Annotated in this window: 14 protein-coding genes, 1 pseudogene and 1 riboswitch; of the genes and pseudogenes, 5 read left to right on the top strand and 10 right to left on the bottom strand. The window is 39.4% G+C overall.

The genetic code is table 11. From position 1 onward, the window contains the following. Nucleotides 1-587 precede the first annotated feature (587 nt). From FLP15_RS04520 to FLP15_RS04490, 7 genes and pseudogenes are all read right to left on the bottom strand, one after another. Nucleotides 588-1,409, bottom strand: coding sequence for an energy-coupling factor transporter transmembrane component T family protein (locus FLP15_RS04520; RefSeq protein ID WP_142766171.1), 822 nt, complete (start codon nt 1,407-1,409; stop codon nt 588-590). Between the two features lie 599 nt (nt 1,410-2,008). Beyond that, nucleotides 2,009-3,714 (bottom strand): annotated as a pseudogene (locus FLP15_RS04515) (ABC transporter ATP-binding protein). A 129-nt stretch (nt 3,715-3,843) separates the two neighbouring features. Then, nucleotides 3,844-4,392, bottom strand: coding sequence for an ECF-type riboflavin transporter substrate-binding protein (locus tag FLP15_RS04510; protein ID WP_142767430.1), 549 nt, complete (start codon nt 4,390-4,392; stop codon nt 3,844-3,846). A 74-nt stretch (nt 4,393-4,466) separates the two neighbouring features. Then, nucleotides 4,467-5,162, bottom strand: coding sequence for a methionine ABC transporter permease (locus tag FLP15_RS04505; RefSeq protein ID WP_142766170.1), 696 nt, complete (start codon nt 5,160-5,162; stop codon nt 4,467-4,469). Then, entirely contained in the window at nt 5,162-6,268 is a 1,107-nt protein-coding gene (locus tag FLP15_RS04500; protein ID WP_142766169.1) for a methionine ABC transporter ATP-binding protein, read from the bottom strand. Before FLP15_RS04500 ends, FLP15_RS04505 begins: the two co-directional genes overlap by 1 nt. 361 nt (nt 6,269-6,629) lie before the next feature. Then, a complete protein-coding gene (locus FLP15_RS04495; RefSeq protein ID WP_142767429.1) occupies nt 6,630-7,499 on the bottom strand; it encodes a MetQ/NlpA family ABC transporter substrate-binding protein in 870 nt (289 codons plus the stop codon). A 74-nt stretch (nt 7,500-7,573) separates the two neighbouring features. Continuing rightward, entirely contained in the window at nt 7,574-8,434 is an 861-nt protein-coding gene (locus tag FLP15_RS04490) for a MetQ/NlpA family ABC transporter substrate-binding protein (protein WP_142766168.1), read from the bottom strand. A gap of 557 nt (nt 8,435-8,991) precedes the next feature. Between FLP15_RS04490 and FLP15_RS04485 the strand changes: the two genes are divergently transcribed. The 5 genes from FLP15_RS04485 to FLP15_RS04465 all read left to right on the top strand — a co-directional run bounded on the left by FLP15_RS04485 (nt 8,992) and on the right by FLP15_RS04465 (nt 14,822). Next, on the top strand, nt 8,992-12,378 hold the full coding sequence (locus tag FLP15_RS04485) for an LPXTG cell wall anchor domain-containing protein (protein ID WP_142766167.1): 3,387 nt from the start codon (nt 8,992-8,994) through the stop codon (nt 12,376-12,378). Between the two features lie 107 nt (nt 12,379-12,485). Continuing rightward, a riboswitch (TPP riboswitch) is annotated at nt 12,486-12,577 on the top strand. Nucleotides 12,578-12,629: 52 nt separating this feature from the next. Next, complete coding sequence (gene thiT, locus FLP15_RS04480; RefSeq protein ID WP_142766166.1) at nt 12,630-13,178, top strand: energy-coupled thiamine transporter ThiT; 549 nt, start codon at nt 12,630-12,632, stop codon at nt 13,176-13,178. 115 nt (nt 13,179-13,293) lie between these two features. After that, the gene (locus tag FLP15_RS04475; protein WP_142766165.1) at nt 13,294-13,773 is read left to right on the top strand and encodes an aminoacyl-tRNA deacylase; all 480 of its coding nucleotides are present in this window, start codon (nt 13,294-13,296) and stop codon (nt 13,771-13,773) included. Nucleotides 13,774-13,893: 120 nt separating this feature from the next. Further along, nucleotides 13,894-14,442, top strand: coding sequence for a biotin transporter BioY (locus FLP15_RS04470; RefSeq protein WP_142766164.1), 549 nt, complete (start codon nt 13,894-13,896; stop codon nt 14,440-14,442). Between the two features lie 23 nt (nt 14,443-14,465). Next, the gene (locus tag FLP15_RS04465) at nt 14,466-14,822 is read left to right on the top strand and encodes a DUF3397 domain-containing protein (protein ID WP_190288346.1); all 357 of its coding nucleotides are present in this window, start codon (nt 14,466-14,468) and stop codon (nt 14,820-14,822) included. A 37-nt stretch (nt 14,823-14,859) separates the two neighbouring features. On the opposite strand, the gene FLP15_RS04460 is transcribed toward FLP15_RS04465, so the two are convergent. The 3 genes from FLP15_RS04460 to FLP15_RS04450 form a co-directional block, all read right to left on the bottom strand. Further along, entirely contained in the window at nt 14,860-15,078 is a 219-nt protein-coding gene (locus tag FLP15_RS04460) for a YdbC family protein (RefSeq protein ID WP_120773091.1), read from the bottom strand. 43 nt (nt 15,079-15,121) lie between these two features. Continuing rightward, nucleotides 15,122-16,387 (bottom strand): UDP-N-acetylglucosamine 1-carboxyvinyltransferase, encoded by a 1,266-nt coding sequence (locus FLP15_RS04455; RefSeq protein WP_142766163.1) that lies wholly within the window; start codon nt 16,385-16,387, stop codon nt 15,122-15,124. 167 nt (nt 16,388-16,554) lie between these two features. Beyond that, nucleotides 16,555-18,681, bottom strand: a complete 2,127-nt coding sequence (locus FLP15_RS04450) for an ABC transporter ATP-binding protein (RefSeq protein ID WP_142766162.1) — start codon at nt 18,679-18,681, stop codon at nt 16,555-16,557.

Here is an 18,681-nt window from a genome sequence, read left to right as displayed (position 1 = left end):
ATTTCAAGCGCTCCGAACTCAATTATAAGATGTGAGGAAGGCTTGCTTAGAAACTGTGAAAAATAGGGAAATCTTTGGTTCTGCTTAAGCAGCAGGTTCAAAATTTCATCTTTTTTTGCAAGTTTCTAGCCTTCCGAACTCAGTTGATTAAGAGGTAAGGAGCGCTCGTCCTGAAATTATGAAAATTAGAAAATTTCAGGTTCGTGCAAAAGCGCGGTTCTGGAAGTTGTCTATTTTCACTAATTTCAAGCGCTTCGAACTCAATTATAAGAGGTAAAGAGCGCTCGTTCAAAAGCGTAGTGATTTAGGAAAATGTGATTCTGTGCGAAGCACAGGTTCCGTTTTATCAATCGCCTAGCTTTTGGCTCCAAACTCAATTTAAGATGTGAGAGTCACTCTATCTAATTACAACCAACACATGAAGTCATAGCTTCATTTCAAACTTCTTTATTTTTTGCAAATGATTTGTTTGTCAAAAGTATTTTACAAGTCTATTATGCCATAAAACTTGTTCGTTTACAAGATTTCTGTAAAAATCTTTATCCAAATTTACTGACAAACTAGTAAAAAACACTGACAGGAAATTGTCAGTGAAATGGATTAAAAAATCGACCTTGATTAACAAAAAATAATGCAATAACAGTTAGAACGCACAAAATTGCCAAGGCAATGGCTGCAAAATCTTGCCCGACCAACTTCTGATAGGTATACCATGTTCTTTTTTTCTTCTTCCCAAAACGTCGCAACTCCATCGCGGTAGAAATCGTATCAATCTGCTCCAAACTCGAAAAAATTAGAGGCAAAAGAAGTTGGACATTAAGTTTGATTTTCCCAAAAAAGTTCCCTTTTTTCGATAATTCCATCCCGCGCGCCTCCTGAGCATTGCGAATCGTGATGAACTTTTCTTGCATATCAGGAATATAACGAAGCGCAAGCGACACCGAATAAGACGAACGATAGGGAAGACCAATTTTATTCAAACTACTCGCAAATTGGCTAGGATTTGTCGTCAAAAGAAACAAAAGTGCCAGCGGAATCGTACAAAAATATTTCAACACTAGATTGAACAAATAAAATAATTCCTCCGCAGAAAACGGGCCAAAAATCATGGTCTGTGACCCATACAAACGCGCGCCATAGTTTGGGTCAAAAATAAAAACAAAAATAATATTAAGCACAGCAAACAAGGCCGCAAACTGCGCCACTCGTTTCACTGAAGCAAATGGAATTTTCGAAAAACGAAAAAGTAAAGTTGAAAAAATAGCAACAAAAGCCAAATATCTCGTGTCATAAGTCACCATGCAACTTATAGATACGAGGATAAAAAAGAGCAGCTTACTCGTTGCATTAAGCCTATAGACAAAGCCATCACCCGCCGTAAAGCCAAGAATTTTAAGTTGATTATTCATGATAAGATATAGACCCAACTATTAAAAAGTTATGAAAATTGTCAATGATTCTTTTGTTACTTCTAGCTTCTCATGACTGTTGAATGCAAAGCATCAAAGTCAAATTAAAGTTAGACCACAGCACCAATTCATTATTGACTTTTACAGCAGATTATCCCTAGCAAAATATATCTAGCTGATAAGTATTACCAGTTATCACTTCGACTACAGTCCTTGCCTGCATTTCGCTTTTATAGGATAGTGATTGCTTTGGAGCGAATAGACACCGTGGTATAGATAACATAACTATATTTTCACTGACTTCAAAGTGGGCAAACTTAGTTCCCTTCTATATTTGAAGTGATTACTTCATTGGTGGGAGATTCTTTCTCTCCCACCAATGTTAGGGTACAACCTCACATCAAAGATATGAGGTCACCCTGTCCCTGAAGTCTAAGCGCTAAATCGCTAAGACCCTAGGGCAGTAGAACGAAAGCAGAGCTTAGTGCTGCTTATCCCCCACCTTTAAGAGGTGGGGGAATTGCCACTCCGACTAGGTGCTTTAGCACCGTAGCGAGGATGGACAACGTAGCCCAAAGGGCGAAGATAGCACGCACTTGCTAAGTTAAAACCTCTTTGTCAGAACTGACAGTTTTTTGTCTACTTATGAAAGCCTCGTTCAGCGCTACTGGATCAAGTTCCACTCTGTCAGCAAGCTCATAAAGGCTCGTCTGTGTCAGATTTCCAAGCGAAAGCAATTCTTCTGATGCCAAGACCTCAGAAGGTGCTTGGTCAGCCACGATTTTTCCATCAGCAAAAACCAGCGTTCTGTCAGTATATTCAGTGATAAGATACATATCATGTGTAATCATAATCATCGTCAAATTTAATCGCTGATTAAGTTCGCAAAGAAAATCCATAATCTCTCGGTAGGAACGTAAATCCTGCGCTGCCGTTGGCTCATCAAGCAATAAAATTTCTGGCTCAAGCACCAAAATACTTGCAATCGTTACTCGCTTTTTCTGTCCATAAGAAAGGGAACTAATCGGCCAATTTCTAAACGGAAACAAACCACAAACTTTCAAGATTTTTTCCACTTTGTCAGTAATGACAGCCTCATCAACCTGACGTAAACGCAAACCAAAAGCAACCTCATCAACCACTATGTTTTGAGAAATCATCAGATTTGGATTCTGCATAATATAGCCAATCCGACCCGCACGTTCAGCAATCGTATCAGTACTGACAGACTTTCCACGATAAAAAACCTCACCTGAAGAACGCACAAATTGACACAAACTATTTGCAAATGTTGACTTTCCAACCCCATTTTTCCCAACAATCGAAATACGCTCTCCCTCGAAAACATCAAGATTTATCCCACGCAAAACTTCATGCTCATCAAACGCAACAGACAAATCACGCACTGACAGGATTTTGTCAGTACTGACAAGCTTGTCAACACGTCTGTTTTCACTGACAAAAGTAGCTAGAGCCACTTTTGAAGGCTCCTTATCAAGATTTTCTAACTTTGAAAAATCAGGAAGTAGTGATGAGACATAAGCAGACTTTAGAGCCGTTAGATAAAGCGGTTCACGCAAACCATTTTCCTCAAAAACCGCCGTTCGCAACAGTTCGTCTGGATGTCCAACTGCCACAATCTCACCATCATTTACCACAACCACCTTATCAATTCCCAGTGGCAACACTTCTTCAATCCGATGTTCAATCACGATTGTTGTCACCTGATTTTCCTCATGTATCCGTCTAATCAATGCCATCGTATCCCGACAGGCTTGTGGGTCAAGATTTGCAAGCGGCTCATCAAACAGCAAAATCGGCGATTCATCCACCAGCACACCCGCAAGCGTTACCCGCTGTTTTTGACCCCCGATAAATCTTGCGGATGCTTCGTCAAAAGTGCCGACAATTCTGTCACCTCTGACCAATGCTCCACCGTCTCACGCATGACTGACAACTCACATTCATCATTTTCAAGCGCAAAAGCCACATCTTCAGCCACCGTCAATCCAATAAATTGACCATCCGTGTCCTGCAAAATCGTTGAGACCTGACTAGACAGCTCTGCAATAGATGCACCAAAAGGCAAGCCAGAAATAGTCAGCTCGCCTGTTGAAGTTCCTTTATAAAGATGAGGCAAAATCCCATTCAAGCACTGCCCAATCGTTGATTTCCCAGAGCCAGAAGGTCCCACAATCAGCACCTTTTCACTAGGAAAAATCTCCAAATTAATATTTTTCAGCGTTGGATTTTTTTGTAAATCATACTTAAATGTAAAATTCTTAAAAGAAATTAATGGTTTCATATTCTTCTTTTTATAACTAATAATTATTTCAATACGCTAAGGTTCATTCATCGCCATCTTACAACAAACACCATAAAAAACAAAATCAAGCAGCAAAAATTTGCTGCTCCTTATTTTATCACAATTTTTTCATTCCTTGTCAAGCGACCCCGACTTCGTGCGCGTTGCAGCATAAAGCTTCAAAAGCAAAGTCCCAGCAACAGCAACCGTCACAGCATTTGCAAGACCAGCAACAACACCTTGTGTAAAGACCTTATTCGCAGGCTCATTATAAACCAAAATATCACCAATCGGCGCAATAACGCCCCATACCACAACATTTGTCACCAGCTGCACAAGATTAAAACGAACAATTTCCTTACCACCAAAAATCCCTTGTACCAGCTGATCACGTTTCACCGCAAAAGCAAAGAACAAACCTGACAAACCTGAACCCAAAACCCAAGTCCACCAAGGAGAACCATACAAGAATGAATCTTTAAGCGCGTGTCCAATGAATCCAATCAAAAACCCAGCTAAAGGACCAAACAAAGCAGAGAACAAGGCCAGAACCGCATATTGCAACTGAATACTCGTATTTGGAACAGGCGTAGGAATATTAATCAACCAACCAATAATAACAAAGAGCGCTGCACCAATACCAGTCGCCACAACAATTTTTACAGAATTATTTTTCATTTTACTACCTTTTTTATCTTTCATCAAAACAAGTGTAATCACACAAAGAAAAACCTCTTCCCTATGAAATCTTTCTAGCGATGTGAAGCTCTCTTTGCCAAAAAATCACCAATCAACTGCACCAATAACACAAAAATCAAAATCAAAATCGTTGCAAACCAAGTCACATCATTCGCAAAACGATTATAACCGTAAGAGATTGCCGTATTACCCAGCCCACCAGCACCAATCGCACCAGCCATCGCAGTAAGACCAATTAAAGAAATCAGAGTAACAGTCGAAACCCGAATCAATCCAGATAACTCCTCACGCAGATAAACTGTGAAAACAATATCGAGAAAATCTGCACCAACCGTCTGTGCCGCCTCGACTTTACCTCTGTCAACAGACTCCAAAGAAGCCTGCACCTGACGCGCATAAAAAGGAGCAACACCAAGCGCCAAAGGAACCAAAGCCGCAGTCATCCCGATTTGCGTTCCCACTAGAGCTTTTGTAAAAGGGGCGATTGCGGCAAGCAAGATGATGAAAGGAAAAGCTCGACCAATCGACACAACCTTATCCAAAATCCAGAAAAGAGGACGATTCGGTGTAATCCCATCTTCTGCCGTCACGACAACTCCAATCCCAAAAATCAAACCAAGCAAACCACCAATAATTGCCGAAATAAAAGTCATATACAAAGTCTGAACAATTGATGTCCACCATCCAGTTTCTCCAGTCCATCCAAGATAAACCACATTAGGAAAGGTGTGTGCAAACCATTCTGCCATTATTTTCCTCCTTCATTTGAAGCACTTAGTACTTCGAACTCGATACTTGTTCCAGCCAAATATTTCTTAACCTTCTCACGTTCCTCATCAGCCCCTTTTAGCGTGATGATTAATGAACCAAGTGAACTTCCTTGAAGTAACTCAACATTACCATAGAAAATGCTTGTCGTTACATCAAAATTCTTATTAATCAAAGAAATAATTGGTTCTTCCACCGTTCCAGAGCCAAAGTCCAAATGAATTAATTCTTCATCAGCAGAAATATTTTGCAAAATATCCGTCTTAGAAAGACCAGCGATAAAGCGATTAACCGAACTCGTCGTTTCAATAAACTGCTTTGTTAACGTCTGTTGTGGCTTAGCAAAAATATCAATCAAACTATTTTGCTCGATAATATCACCATTTTGCATGACAGCTACCTTATTTGCAATCTCCTTGACCACCGCCATCTCATGCGTAATCAATACAATCGTTAAACCGAGCCTATCGTGCAAATCTTTCAACAAATCCAAAATTTGATTTGTTGTTTTAGGGTCAAGTGCTGAAGTCCCCTCATCAGAAATCAAGATTTCTGGGTCATTCGCAAGCGCACGCGCAATCGCAACCCGCTGTTTTTGTCCGCCCGAAAGCTGCGCAGGATATTTATCAGAAAGCTCCGCCAAATCAACCAATTCAAGCAGCCGATTGACCTTATCTGCTTTTTCATTTTTTGTCAAATAACGCTTCTTCCCTTTTTCATCTGTAATCTGCGTATGTTGTAGAGCAAAAGAAACATTTGCAAAAACCGTCTTTTCAGAAAGAAGATTAAAGTGCTGAAAAATCATTCCGACTTTTTGCCGAAACTCACGTAGTTTCAAACCAGTAAATTTCACCGGATTTTCACTATCAAAAATCACCTCACCATTAACAACAATCTGCCCCGCCGTTGGCTTTTGTAGCAAATTAATCGTACGAACAAGCGTTGATTTTCCTGCACCAGAATAGCCAATCACACCATAGATATCACCTTTTTCAATATGCAAATTTGCCTCATTTACCGCCGTAATCAAGCGCCCTTTTTGATGAAATTGCACAGAAACATTATTTAACTCAATAATCGCTGTCATAATTAAAATATAAGTTTGACCTATTGTTACCCTGACTTCAAATCAGCAGTCAAACTTAGTCCTTCCATTTTTTTATCAAAGCAAGTATGTGCTAACCCCTCTTTTCACCTCTTAGACGGAGGAGAAAACAGTACTAAGCTTTGATTTTCGTCCGACTAAATTAAGTCTTGACTTCATTCCCTGCCAAATGACCGACAAAACTGTCAGATGAGTGCGACCAGTCTAAGCGCCCCCAATCAGCAGACTGAAATCATCCTTCATCCACCATCTGACAGTTTATTTATCCATCAATCCAAGCCATCCTGTTCATCGCATTGGATTGACAAAGAACTTCTGCTTTTCAAAGCAAGAATCCTCTTTATTACAATTTTAAATTCCAAGCTGGTAGCTCACCACCATCCGGATATTGTGTCTTAATTGCTTTCTTTGTTTCCTCTGAAGCATAGGCTTTCGCCACTTCTTTGTAAACTTTATTGTTCTTCTCTTTTTTCGTCGTAGCAATAAAGTTGATATATTGTGCAGAAGTTTTGTCCAAAGGTTCCATGTAGATAGACTCACTCTTTGGCAGACTTGCTGCAGTCGCATAGTTATAGTTTACCACAGAAATCGTAACTGAGCTAAGTGCACGTGGTGTTTGACTCGCATCTACTTCTTTAATTTGCAGATTTTTCGGATTACTTGTAATATCAGGCAAGCCCACAAGCTTAGTCGCGTCAGTCGTATTCAACTTTATCAATCCAGCACTTTGTAGGACAAAGAGCGCACGACTTTCATTTGCCGCATCATTTGGAATCGCAACAGAATCTCTATCTTTCACATCTGAAATATCTTTAATTTTTTGAGAATAGATATGCATTGGAGTAATATAAGTATTTCCAACAGAAACAATATCAGTATGATGCGCCTTATTCCAGTTGTCTACATAGTTATAAGACTGAAAAGCATTTACATCAATATCTCCTGAAAGCAAAGCTTCATTAGGTTGATTATAATCCGTAAAATACACAAACTTCAAATTCAGATTATACTTATCTTTCGCTGTTTTAGCAACAGACTTCCAAACCGCTTGGTCTTGCTTATCTCCACTCATGATACCAACCTTGACTGTTTTAGTACCATTTTTACTTGCATCCGCCGTATTGGACTTATGACTTAAACCAATAAACGCAGCAACAGCGATTATCACAACAACGACAACAGCAATAATAATATTTCTATTTCTTGGATTCATCATTCACTCCCTAACTTCAAACTACCTTCTCCCTAAATACGCAACTCTTGCGCAGGTAGGCACACTCCGTATTTCTATTTCAACTTCAATCCCCAAGCAGGAATCGTGCTCTTGTCTGGATAAGCTTTTTCAATAGCTTTCTTCGTTGCAGGAGACTCATAAGCTTTCACAACATCTTTATAAAGTGTGTTGTTTTTATCTTTCTTGTTAGCAACAATAATATTAATCCATTGTTGGCTATCTTTATTGACTGGCTCAGTATAGATGGCATCAGATTGTTTAAGACCAGCAGTTACCGCATAGTTATTATTAATCACAGCAGCATCTACAGAGTCCAAAGCACGAGCAGTTTGTGAAGCATCAAGTTCTTTAACCACCAATTTCTTAGGATTTGATGTGATGTCTTTTACTGTAGCCAAAGAAGTTCCTGAAACGTCAAGCTTGATAAGCCCTGCAGACTTCAAAACATAAAGGGCACGACTTTCATTTGAGGCATCATTTGGTACTGCAATCGTTCCACCTTCTTTAATATCACTAAGATTTTTAAGCGTCTTAGAATACACACCAATCGGAGAAATTACTGTATCCCCAATCGCAACTAAAGTTCCATTATTCGCTTTATTCCAATCATTAAGAAAAGCATAGTGTTGGAAAGCATTCAAATCAATATCGCCATTTTTTAGCGCTGTATTTGGCTGCGTATAGTCCGTAAAGTGTGTAAATTTCAGTGTAATACCATATTTGTCTTTTGCTGTCTTAGAAACAGCCTTCCAGATTGAGTCATCTTGCTTTGTTCCAGTCATAATCCCGATATTTACGGTCTTATTCGCTGTTTTAGAAGCACCAGCTTTGTGATTCAAGCCGAAAAATGCGGCTACTGCGATGATGACTACGATGACTACCGCAATCAAAATATTTCTGTTTCTTGGATTCATTATCAAATCTCCTATAATTTCTATCTATTTCAAACAAATTCTTATAATCAAAAAATAGCCCATTTCACAAAAGAAACGAGCTAAATCGTGGTACCATTCTTAATTCAAGCCTACTGATACTCTCAAGCTCAAACTGAGCCAAAGCTATCAAAAGCAACTTTCAAGTTCAATAACGAGAACCACACCGTTGTTAGCTCGAAAACTCACTAACACACGCTCATCAAGCCATTTTCACCACTTCCGCTACGCTTGTTCTCACCACCACAAGCTCTCTGTGCTAACTTTCATAGTTACTTACTCGACCGCTTTTTGCTATCCGAATTTGTCTATGAAATCATTCTAACAAACATTTGTCCATTCTGAACTTATCATTTTTTTATGTTGACTTAAAAATATTTTATGCAAGCCAAAACATTCTCTCTATCCTTTCTTATTTTTTAATCAAATTAGAGTTTTATTAGAAAATCTCAAATCACTTGATATATATATATATATATATATATATATATATATAATGGAGTTAAGGCCTAAAAAATAAAAATACAGGAGAATAATCCATGAATCAAAATAAGAATTATAAAAGAAATTCATTAAAAATTTTGACAATCGCAATGACGATATTAATGGGAGGGCAACCCGCACTTGCTGCTTACCGCCCCTATCGGCGCAAAGACGAGGAAGACGCCATTCATTTCCTCCAGAGTCTCGCCGAGGATGAAGCAGGTATGAACTCGTTTGCACACGAGATTTTGGAGGATATTGAGCTTTTTGATACAAACTTTGGTGTCTCTGTAGGGATTGATGGACCTTTTCAGCTGGGCACGGAAGACCTCGCACCACCTACACTTACTGGCGGACGCTGGCTCGTTTTGCTCAATCCTTACTTTGATTCAGAGGAAGATGAAAGCGAAACTAATCTCAGGTTGATTTGGGCTTATGCCGCACGGGACGAGGAAAGTCAGAAGTTTCTCCTTGTGTCGCCAAGCTGGGAATCCCCAGAAATACCACGGCAATTTGAAGAACTTTTTCAGATGGCAAACCCTGACTGGGATAGAGACGTACACGGCTGGAATCCAGTATTTGACGAGGACAACCCCACAGCAGGATTAGCAAATCCTCAGACAATTTATACTACAGTATCAAACGTGTCGTGGACACCGCCTGTTTGGGATCCTGATTGGGATATTGAGCAATCTGATGATATCGACCTTGACAAGCTTGAACTTGACGGCGAGACACCAGCTGGTGGATATTATGATGAAGACGAAAATCGTATTCACGAAAATTCAAATGACGACTGGATAATGACTTGGGACGCAAAGGCTTTGAGCCAAAACGGCAATTTCCGCGAGTTACTCATTCATTTGTTTGGGACAATCGCTGCCGAAGCTAACTTGGACATAACCTCTGGAGATAGAGAAGAAGCACTAAACAGTTGGGCTACAGACCCAAATAATGAACAAGCTATTGTTGACTTCGTGCTTTCTCACTTTATTATTAATGCAGACATTGACGATGAAACTGGAGAGTCAAGACCTGTTATGAGAAGTGTTCCTGCTACAGGAGAAGATAAAATCACCCACTATGTCGCAAATGAGCAATCCGATGATGGTACTCGTCAGCGACTTACTGTTGAAGAATTTAATGCTCTAAGTCCTGCTGAACAATCTAATTTTACAGCGATGACACAAGTTCCCATTATCATTTATTATGATGTCAATGACTCGCCTTTCGATGATAAGGACAATTTTTCTCCAGAGGGCTATCCTATAGATGGTAATCTTAAAAACTGGGACCCTGAAAATTGGCCAGGAGCGACTTGGTCTTTCCATCAGATTTATGATGAAGATGGAGCGCCTACTTTACTAGGAGAACATCCGCTTTATCACACTGAGCAGAGATTAAACATTACCTTTCAAAATAATCCTGAAGCACGCAACGGTGCACTAACCGAAAGTCAAATTGATGTCCTTGATAAACGATTAGACTATATGGATGTCTATGAGGAATTTCGTTTTGGAAACAAAGAGCGTGTTGGTAATATTGTTCAAAATGTTTCCCTGCATAGTTTCCGCACATCAGGGACTTTAGAAAATCTACATAATGATGAGTATCGTAACGAACACAATGCACTAAATGCACCATCGCGTGCAGCTTTATTGGATGAAATCAAAGAAGCACATGGTGCGGATGCTGCTAATGTCTTCAAAGTTAATGCACGTCGTTACTACGCTCACTTAAGAAGTCCTGGGTATAGCCTAGGTCCAAGTCTTGCTATTATGGGAGGATTTGGAATGGTAGGAGAACGAGAAACCAATGTTGATGAAGCACACTACACGCGTTATATCAAGATGATGATTGACCCAACAGTGATTGATGTTGACGGGGAAATAACTTATCTGACGAAAGATGATGTAAAAGAGTTGTCCGCTGAAGATACAGCAAACGGCTACTTCTTTGATAGCGATGGAAACCTGTGGTATAGTATGGCAAACGGGGAGGAAATACAAGTCCCAAGTCAAGTGCCATTACAACTAACAGCCAACCAAATCATAGGTGCTTATCTCGAGGAGCAAAAGGCACAAGGGAAACTTGACAATGAAGAACTTGAAACTTTACGCACTGAAATGACAAAACTTTTGGAAAAAATTGCCAATGGGGAAGAAGCTTACTTACCTGAATTTACCTTCACACAAGCATCACTTGACTTCCTAGCTAGTCCAGAAGGCGGACGTGTTATTTTCACTCCACTATGGGAAGAGATCATCTTGGGAGATGGTGAGAACACTGGACTTAACGCAACAGGGATCTACTTGGCCGAGCAAATCAATCGTAAGGTAAGTGGACCGTACAATCAAGGAATGTTTGGATCAATTAATGGACTAGGTGGATATACTGAAAATCCAGCTAACGGTTTGATTGCTATAACTGGATGGATTGCTAGCGGTTTAGGTAGCTCTGGTAATTGGAGGATTGTAGGAAAGAATATACTTACAGATGATTTAACTGAGAAAACTTGGAGTAATTTATCTGGTAGCATTGCAATGTGGAGTACAACTGGAACGCAAGATAATAATATTCACTATCTATTAAACACTATGTCGGAAAGCGACACACTAACTATTGCACTACCACGTACTAGTTACAATTCTGGCTTTGCAAGCACTGCAGACTTTGTTATTCCTGAAATTGAAGGAGTTACTCCCGGCGCCGACAATGATTTAATGTTCCTGACTATTCGCCGAAACAATGAGGGCAATCGTAATGCTATGATTGCATCTGGAGTACTTGAACTAGGACGACATGAGAGTGATAGTCATTTAGCCCAATCCTTCATCTGGCAGAAATATACGGTTAGTGTCACTCAACAGAAAGAAGATTTGTTTGCATTCGTGTCTTATTCTACCGCTGTTCCAGAAGGCTTGCTTCACGATATTAGATTTGCCACCATGACATTCATGGAAGGCGCAACTTTTGGCGAGGAAGGCGCCTTTGAGTTGCTAGAGCAAGAGCCACCTCCGCCAGAGGAAGACGACGACAACGGCAACAATAATGGAAATGTACCCCCACTAGATGGCGGTAATGACGGTAATGGCGAAAATGGGCAAAACAATAATGGCGGTACTCCACCAAACGGAGATAGTGAACAAAATGATAATGGAGATATTACACCAAACGGAGATAATGAACAAAACGGTAGTGGTAAAGACAATGGAAACGAAGACGTCAATGATGGTGCCGAAGACAATGATGATAACAGTGCTAATGGCGATAACGACACTAACATCAATGGTCTTATCACGGGCGCCGAAAATATTGACCTCCCTCAAACAGGGACTGCTACCTCTGCTCTAGGTTTGGCAGGTCTTGCCACACTAGGAGTTGCTACTACCGCATTAGTAGGTAAAAAGCGAAATAAAGATAGAAAGAATACGAAAAAATAGCCAGTATGATTGTAAAAACGAAGTTTATAAGCTTCGTTTTCTTTTACTTTTAATCCCTCTAAAATGACTTTCTCTCAAAATTATGCTAAACTTAGATACGTAAAATATTTTTGCACAATGGGTCTCGCAAAAGCGAGTGAGAAATACCATCTGACCTGATCTGGGTAATGCCAGCGTAGGAATGTGTTATAAGGCAAATAATGCCACCTCTCAAAACCCTCCTTTCGTGCTAATCAAAAAGGAGATTTTTTATGTCTAATTCTAAATTCAACATCCGTTTGTTGACTGAGATAGCCTTCATGGCTGCGCTTGCTTTCATCATCAGCCTTATTCCTAATACTGTCTATGGCTGGATTATCATCGAAATAGCCTGTATTCCAATCTTGCTACTAAGTTTACGTCGTGGATTTGTTGCAGGAGTTATTGGCGGGCTCATTTGGGGAATCCTTGCAATTATCACTGGGCATGCTTATATCCTCACACTCAGCCAAGCCTCTCTAGAATATATCTTAGCGCCACTCTCTCTGGGTCTTGCTGGTCTTTTCCGCCAAAAAACACTCCAGCTCAAGTTTCCCCCTGTCTTATTAGGGATTTTCATAGCTGTTCTTGTTAAATACTTCTTCCACTTTATTGCAGGTATCATCTTTTGGAGTCAGTACGCATGGAAAGGTTGGGGAGCCGTGGCTTACTCACTCGCCGTAAACGGCATCAGCGGAATCCTTACTGCCGTAGCAGCAATGGTTGTTCTCTCCATCTTCATTAAAAAATTCCCTCAGATATTTGTTCCCAAAACAAACTAATTTTCACCAAAACTAAGTTAAACTGTAGCTCATTTATTCTAAAGCAAAAACAGCTTTTACATACATACCATATAAAGGACTTGAAGTTTTATCTCCAAGTCCTTATAATGAAATCATGGCTAAAAAGCAAAAATTAAAGAAAACACTTGTTGAGCAAATTCTTGACAAAGCAAAAATAAAGCATATCGGTCTTGCCATCAATGCACTTGAAAGCGACACACTCCCTGATAACATCACGCGTAGCGACATCTATAAAACCCTTGCCCTTATCGGAGATAGGACAGGTCCAATCATCGGCATCCTTCCTTTGACCGAACACCTCTCAGAGAAAAAGCTCGCAAAAGTCAGCGGCAACAAAAAAGTCACTATGATTCCACAAAAAGATCTGCAAAAAACAACAGGCTATATCCACGGTGCAAATAACCCTGTCGGAATCTGGCAAAATAAGAAATTTCCGATTTTTATAGATACAATTGCCCAAGATAAAGACTTCATCATCTGTTCGGCAGGTGAACTTGGACGTAGTATTCAGATTGAACCAAAAACTTTAGCAGATTTTGTTCATGCTCAATTTACCGAAATACGCGAAATTTGACCAATACTAAAAAATCAAAGCTTGCAAAAGTTTTGATTTTTTAGTATATTTTATTTTATCTATAAAACAACTATCTCCTCTTCATTTTTACACAAAATTTAATGCCTAAAGGGATTTTATATGCAAAATACAAAACTTTATTCACTCACATTGATTGCAATAGGTGCCGCAATCATCGCAGTGCTTTCACCATTAGCTATTCCAATAGGAATCGTCCCTATCACTTTGCAAACACTCGCCGTAGGTCTTGTCGCAACCTTTCTCAAAGCTCGTGAAACTTTTTTTGCTATTTTAATTTATTTAATTCTTGGTTTTATTGGTATTCCTGTATTCACAGGAGGAACTTCTGGTATTGCAGTTCTTTTTGGAGCAACAGGTGGGTTTCTTGTTGCTTTTCTATTTATAGGCACTTTGATTTCATGGGGATTGCACAAAATTGACTATAAACCCATACCAGCACTGACAATTAACATCATCGGTCATATCCTTATGCTCCTTGTAGGAACGCTTTGGATTAAATTATTTATGAACATTGACTGGACAAATGCATTGCGAGCAGGTTTTACTCCATTCTTAGTCGTGGAGATTATCAAAGCAGTACTTGTTACGATCTTTGGACTTGCAATTATCCGTGCACTTTCTCCTGTAAATAAATACTTTACAAACTAGCTCAAAACCGCTACAATTAACCTATGTTTACTAAAGTCCTTATCGCGCTTTATCCTTTAATTGTATTTATAGCGCTCGTGTTTATTTTCAAGTTTTTCAAATTACGTCACATTACCAATCGCAAACTCAAAATTCCAGATGTCTTTACGATTTTTCTGATTTTAGGTATGCAGATTTTCTCAAAAAATGCGACAAGTATCAGCGTTCTTCCTTACTATCTGCTTATCATCTCAGGATTAGCACTTGTTTTACTCTTACTTGATTTATTCTACTATAAGCACTTTACTTATCGTCGCTTCTTAAAGCTTTGGTGGCGTATAACATTTTTCATTACTTTTATCATCTACATCGGTGTTGTTGTGATGGTCTTTGTCCATTAAGTAAATAAAAAAGTTCAGCTAATATGCTGGACTTTTCTTATTTATTTCCTAGTTCTTTTAAAAGAACACCAAATTCTTCTTCGGACAAAGTAATTCCTTTACCCATTTTTTCGTGGTCAGGTGACCAAGTGCGAATATCATATTTTGGTTCCGCATCATTCCAAGAGACACGATTAAGCTCTTTGCGCCAACCTTTTGCATTTTCAGACAACACAATCAGCTCTTCGACAATCTCAAATTTCAATTTATCTGCCATTTGTTTTTCCTCCTCTTATTTATACGAAAAATCTGGAAAATAGTCACGCTTCAATAAGTTTAATATCAACACCGACAGAAGTCAGTTTTTCAATAATATGGTCATAACCTCTCAAAATAAACTCAATATTTGAGATTTCTGTCTTTCCATTTGCAATAACACCAGCAAGAACTAGAGCCGCACCAGCTCGAAGATCTGTTGCTTTAACGCAACTCCCTACCAAGCTATTGGGAGATTCATAGATAATTCTATCATCTAATATTGAAATGTCAGCTCCCATACGAGCAAGTTCTGGAACATGGTTAATCCGCTTTTCATAAATGGTATCCATAATCCAGCCACGCCCCTCCGCTTTAAGCAAAAGTGGGGTAATAGGTTGTTGCAAATCTGTAGCAAAGCCCGGATAAGGAACAGTTTTAATGTTAACTGCTTTAAGATTTTCAGATTTATGAACCTCAATGCTGTCCTCACGAATTGTCATGTGAACACCCATTTCTTCAAGTTTCGCAATGAAAGATTCTAAGTGTTCGTAAATTACGTTCTCAACGATAACACCATCGCCCATTGCCGCTGCAAGCGCCAAGTAAGTCCCAGCTTCAATACGATCAGGAATTACTGTATGACGAGCTCCATGCATTTCTCCTGTACCGGTGATACGGATAACATCCGTTCCTGCCCCTCGAACTTTTGCTCCCATATTATTGAGTAAGGTAGCTACATCAATAATCTCTGGTTCACGAGCAGCATTTTCGATAATTGTTATTCCTTCTGCTCTGCTTGCGGCAAGCATTGTATTTATCGTTGCTCCAACAGATACCATATCCATATAGATTGTCGTTCCATGCAGATGATTCAACTTTTGCTCTAAGTGCATCGCATCTTCAAGATATGAAAATTCCGCGCCTAGTGCTTCAAAAGCTTTAATATGCAGATCAATCGGACGTGGACCTAAATCACAGCCTCCAGGAAGTCCAACTGTCGCTTTACCAAAACGTCCCAACAACGCACCATTAAAATAATAAGATGCACGTAATGAATTTATCTTACCATAAGGTAGCGGGCGTGAAACAACAGAGCGTGTATCAATTACGAGTTTTCCTTCTTGTAAATTACGCTCTATTTTTGCACCCATAATTTCCATAATCTCAACTAGACTAGTAACATCTGAAATATCTGGTACTCCCTCAAGAGTAACAATATCATTCGCCAAGATTGTTGCTGGAATCAATGCAACCACTGAATTTTTAGCTCCAGAAATTGAAATTTTTCCAGAAATACGCTTTCCACCATTGATGACTATTTTTTTCATTTTTATTAAAAATCACTTTTCATTTATTCATGTTTGATTGTTCAGTTCTTGCTCAATCAAAACACCGCTCTCTATTTTATCATTTTCTGCAAATTTTTCATAGACTTGTTCATACAAAAAAACTTCACCTAAATTTAGGTAGAAGTTTTATTTATATTGGCTTAGTTTTATTCAAAGACAAACTGATTATGATAAAGTTCAGCGTAGAAGCCACCTTGTGCCACGAGTTCGTGGTGGTTGCCTTCTTCGATAACCTGACCATCTTTAAGGACAACGATTTTGTCTGCATTAAGGATTGTTTTCAAACGGTGGGCAATGACAAATGATGTCCGTCCTGCAATCGCAGCTTCCATAGCCCATTGAATTTGTTGTTCTGTGACGGTATCAACGTTTGATGTTGCTTCGTCAAGAATAAGTAATTCTGGATTTGTCAAAATGGTACGCGCAATGGAGATTTGTTGTTTTTGTCCAACAGAGAAGACTGACTCATCATCGTTCACGTGTGTTTCATATTTATCAGGCAAGCTTTCGATGAATTCATGAATGTGTGTTGTTTTTGCAACTGTCTCGATTTCTTCTTGCGTCGCATTTGGTTTACCAAACTTGATGTTATCTGCAATCGTACCATCAAAGAGGACAGACTCTTGCAAGACGATACCGACTTTACTCCGCAAGCTGTCAAGATCGAATTCACGGATATCTGTACCATCAAACTTGATAGAACCACCATTAACATCATAGAAGCGATTCATCAAGTTCATAACTGTTGTCTTACCTGAACCAGTAGGACCAACGAGTGCAACCATTTGACCTTTTTTCACATCAATGTTTACATTTTTCAGGATTGGTTTTCCTGGAAGATATTCAAAGTCAAGTTTTTCGATTTGAACGCCTTCTTTAATGTTTTCAAACTTAACACCATTTTCTGGGCGAACTTCTTCAGGTTCATCAAACATGACATTCAGACGCGTTGCACCTGTAATGGCAAGTTGAAGTTGTCCAAAGTTTGATGAAATCTGCATAATTGGATTGTAGTAAGTTTGCACATACTGAACAAAGGCAACCATCAAACCAAGACCTGTGGCGATAGTCATGCTATTGTCGTTGAGGACATAAGCCGTCCCACCAAAGATGACAATCGCGATACTCAAAAGTTGGAAACCATTCATCAATGGGAAAATCATACCAGACCACGCTTGAGCAGCGAAGGTCCGTTTCTTAACATTTTCATTGTGTTCCAAGAAACCATTGATTGAGTCTTCTTGCAAGCCTTCAACAATGATTTCTTTTTGACCTGAAATCTTTTCGTCCATATAGGCATTAAGTTGTGAAACTTCTTCTTGTTGTTTGTCTGTTGCTTTTTTCGATTGACGAATAATGACAATAGCGGACAAAATAGCTACTGGAGATGCCGCAACAGTCAGCCAAGCAAAAGTTATATTTTTGTTGAAAATTTGGAGAATAACTCCGATGAATACTGCTGCGTTGCTGACGACAGAAACAAGCGCTTGATTAAGTGTATTTTGGATATTATCCAAGTCAGATGTGAAACGTGCGAGGATATCCCCATCTTGATGACGATCAAAATATGAAATCGTCAAGCGTTCAAGCTTACCGAACAGCCCTTTACGCATACGGTTTGTTGAATGAGCAACGATACGGCTAAAGAGCAGAGTGTAAATCAACATTGATACACCTGTTGCGATATAAACCGCAAGCAATTGCCACATCCCTTTCATGAAGGTCGTTGTGCTTGCTGCGTGTGAATGTGCTACTGAAATCAGCTGACTCAGTGAGGTACCGCTTGATTTCAGATTATCTGCAATCGCCGCTGGAACATTGCTAGTTGTCAGTTGGTTCCAATGAGATGGCATACTTGCCATTTGTTGCAAGCTATCAATCGTTGTCCCACTAGGTAGGTGTGAAGTGACAGCCGCTGGAACATTTGCAGAAGTCAAGCTATGCCAATCCACCGTATGACCAGTTGCAGCCGAAAGTTGTTGTGCAATTTGTTGGAGCGAGTCTTGCGCTTGAGTAGAGTAAGCTGCGATTTTCTTCAAGCCTTCAATCGCATCTCCTGCGTGTTGATGTGTAAAGAAATCTGTAACATATTTTGTCAAGTTTGTGATTGCATCACCTAAGAGAGAGGGTGCAACAACTTGAAGCCAAGTTGCTAAAATGATAAAAATCATAATAACAAAGAATTGAAGTTTATATTTTTTGAGGTAAAGGTAGAAAAAGCGAATGGCACGAGTGGTGTCAGACATTTTCTTTGTTGTCTTGGTGTTTTCCAT

This window comes from Lactococcus protaetiae, from assembly GCF_006965445.1.
GTDB lineage: Bacteria > Bacillota > Bacilli > Lactobacillales > Streptococcaceae > Lactococcus > Lactococcus protaetiae.
This window is presented reverse-complemented; position numbering and strand designations above follow the sequence as displayed.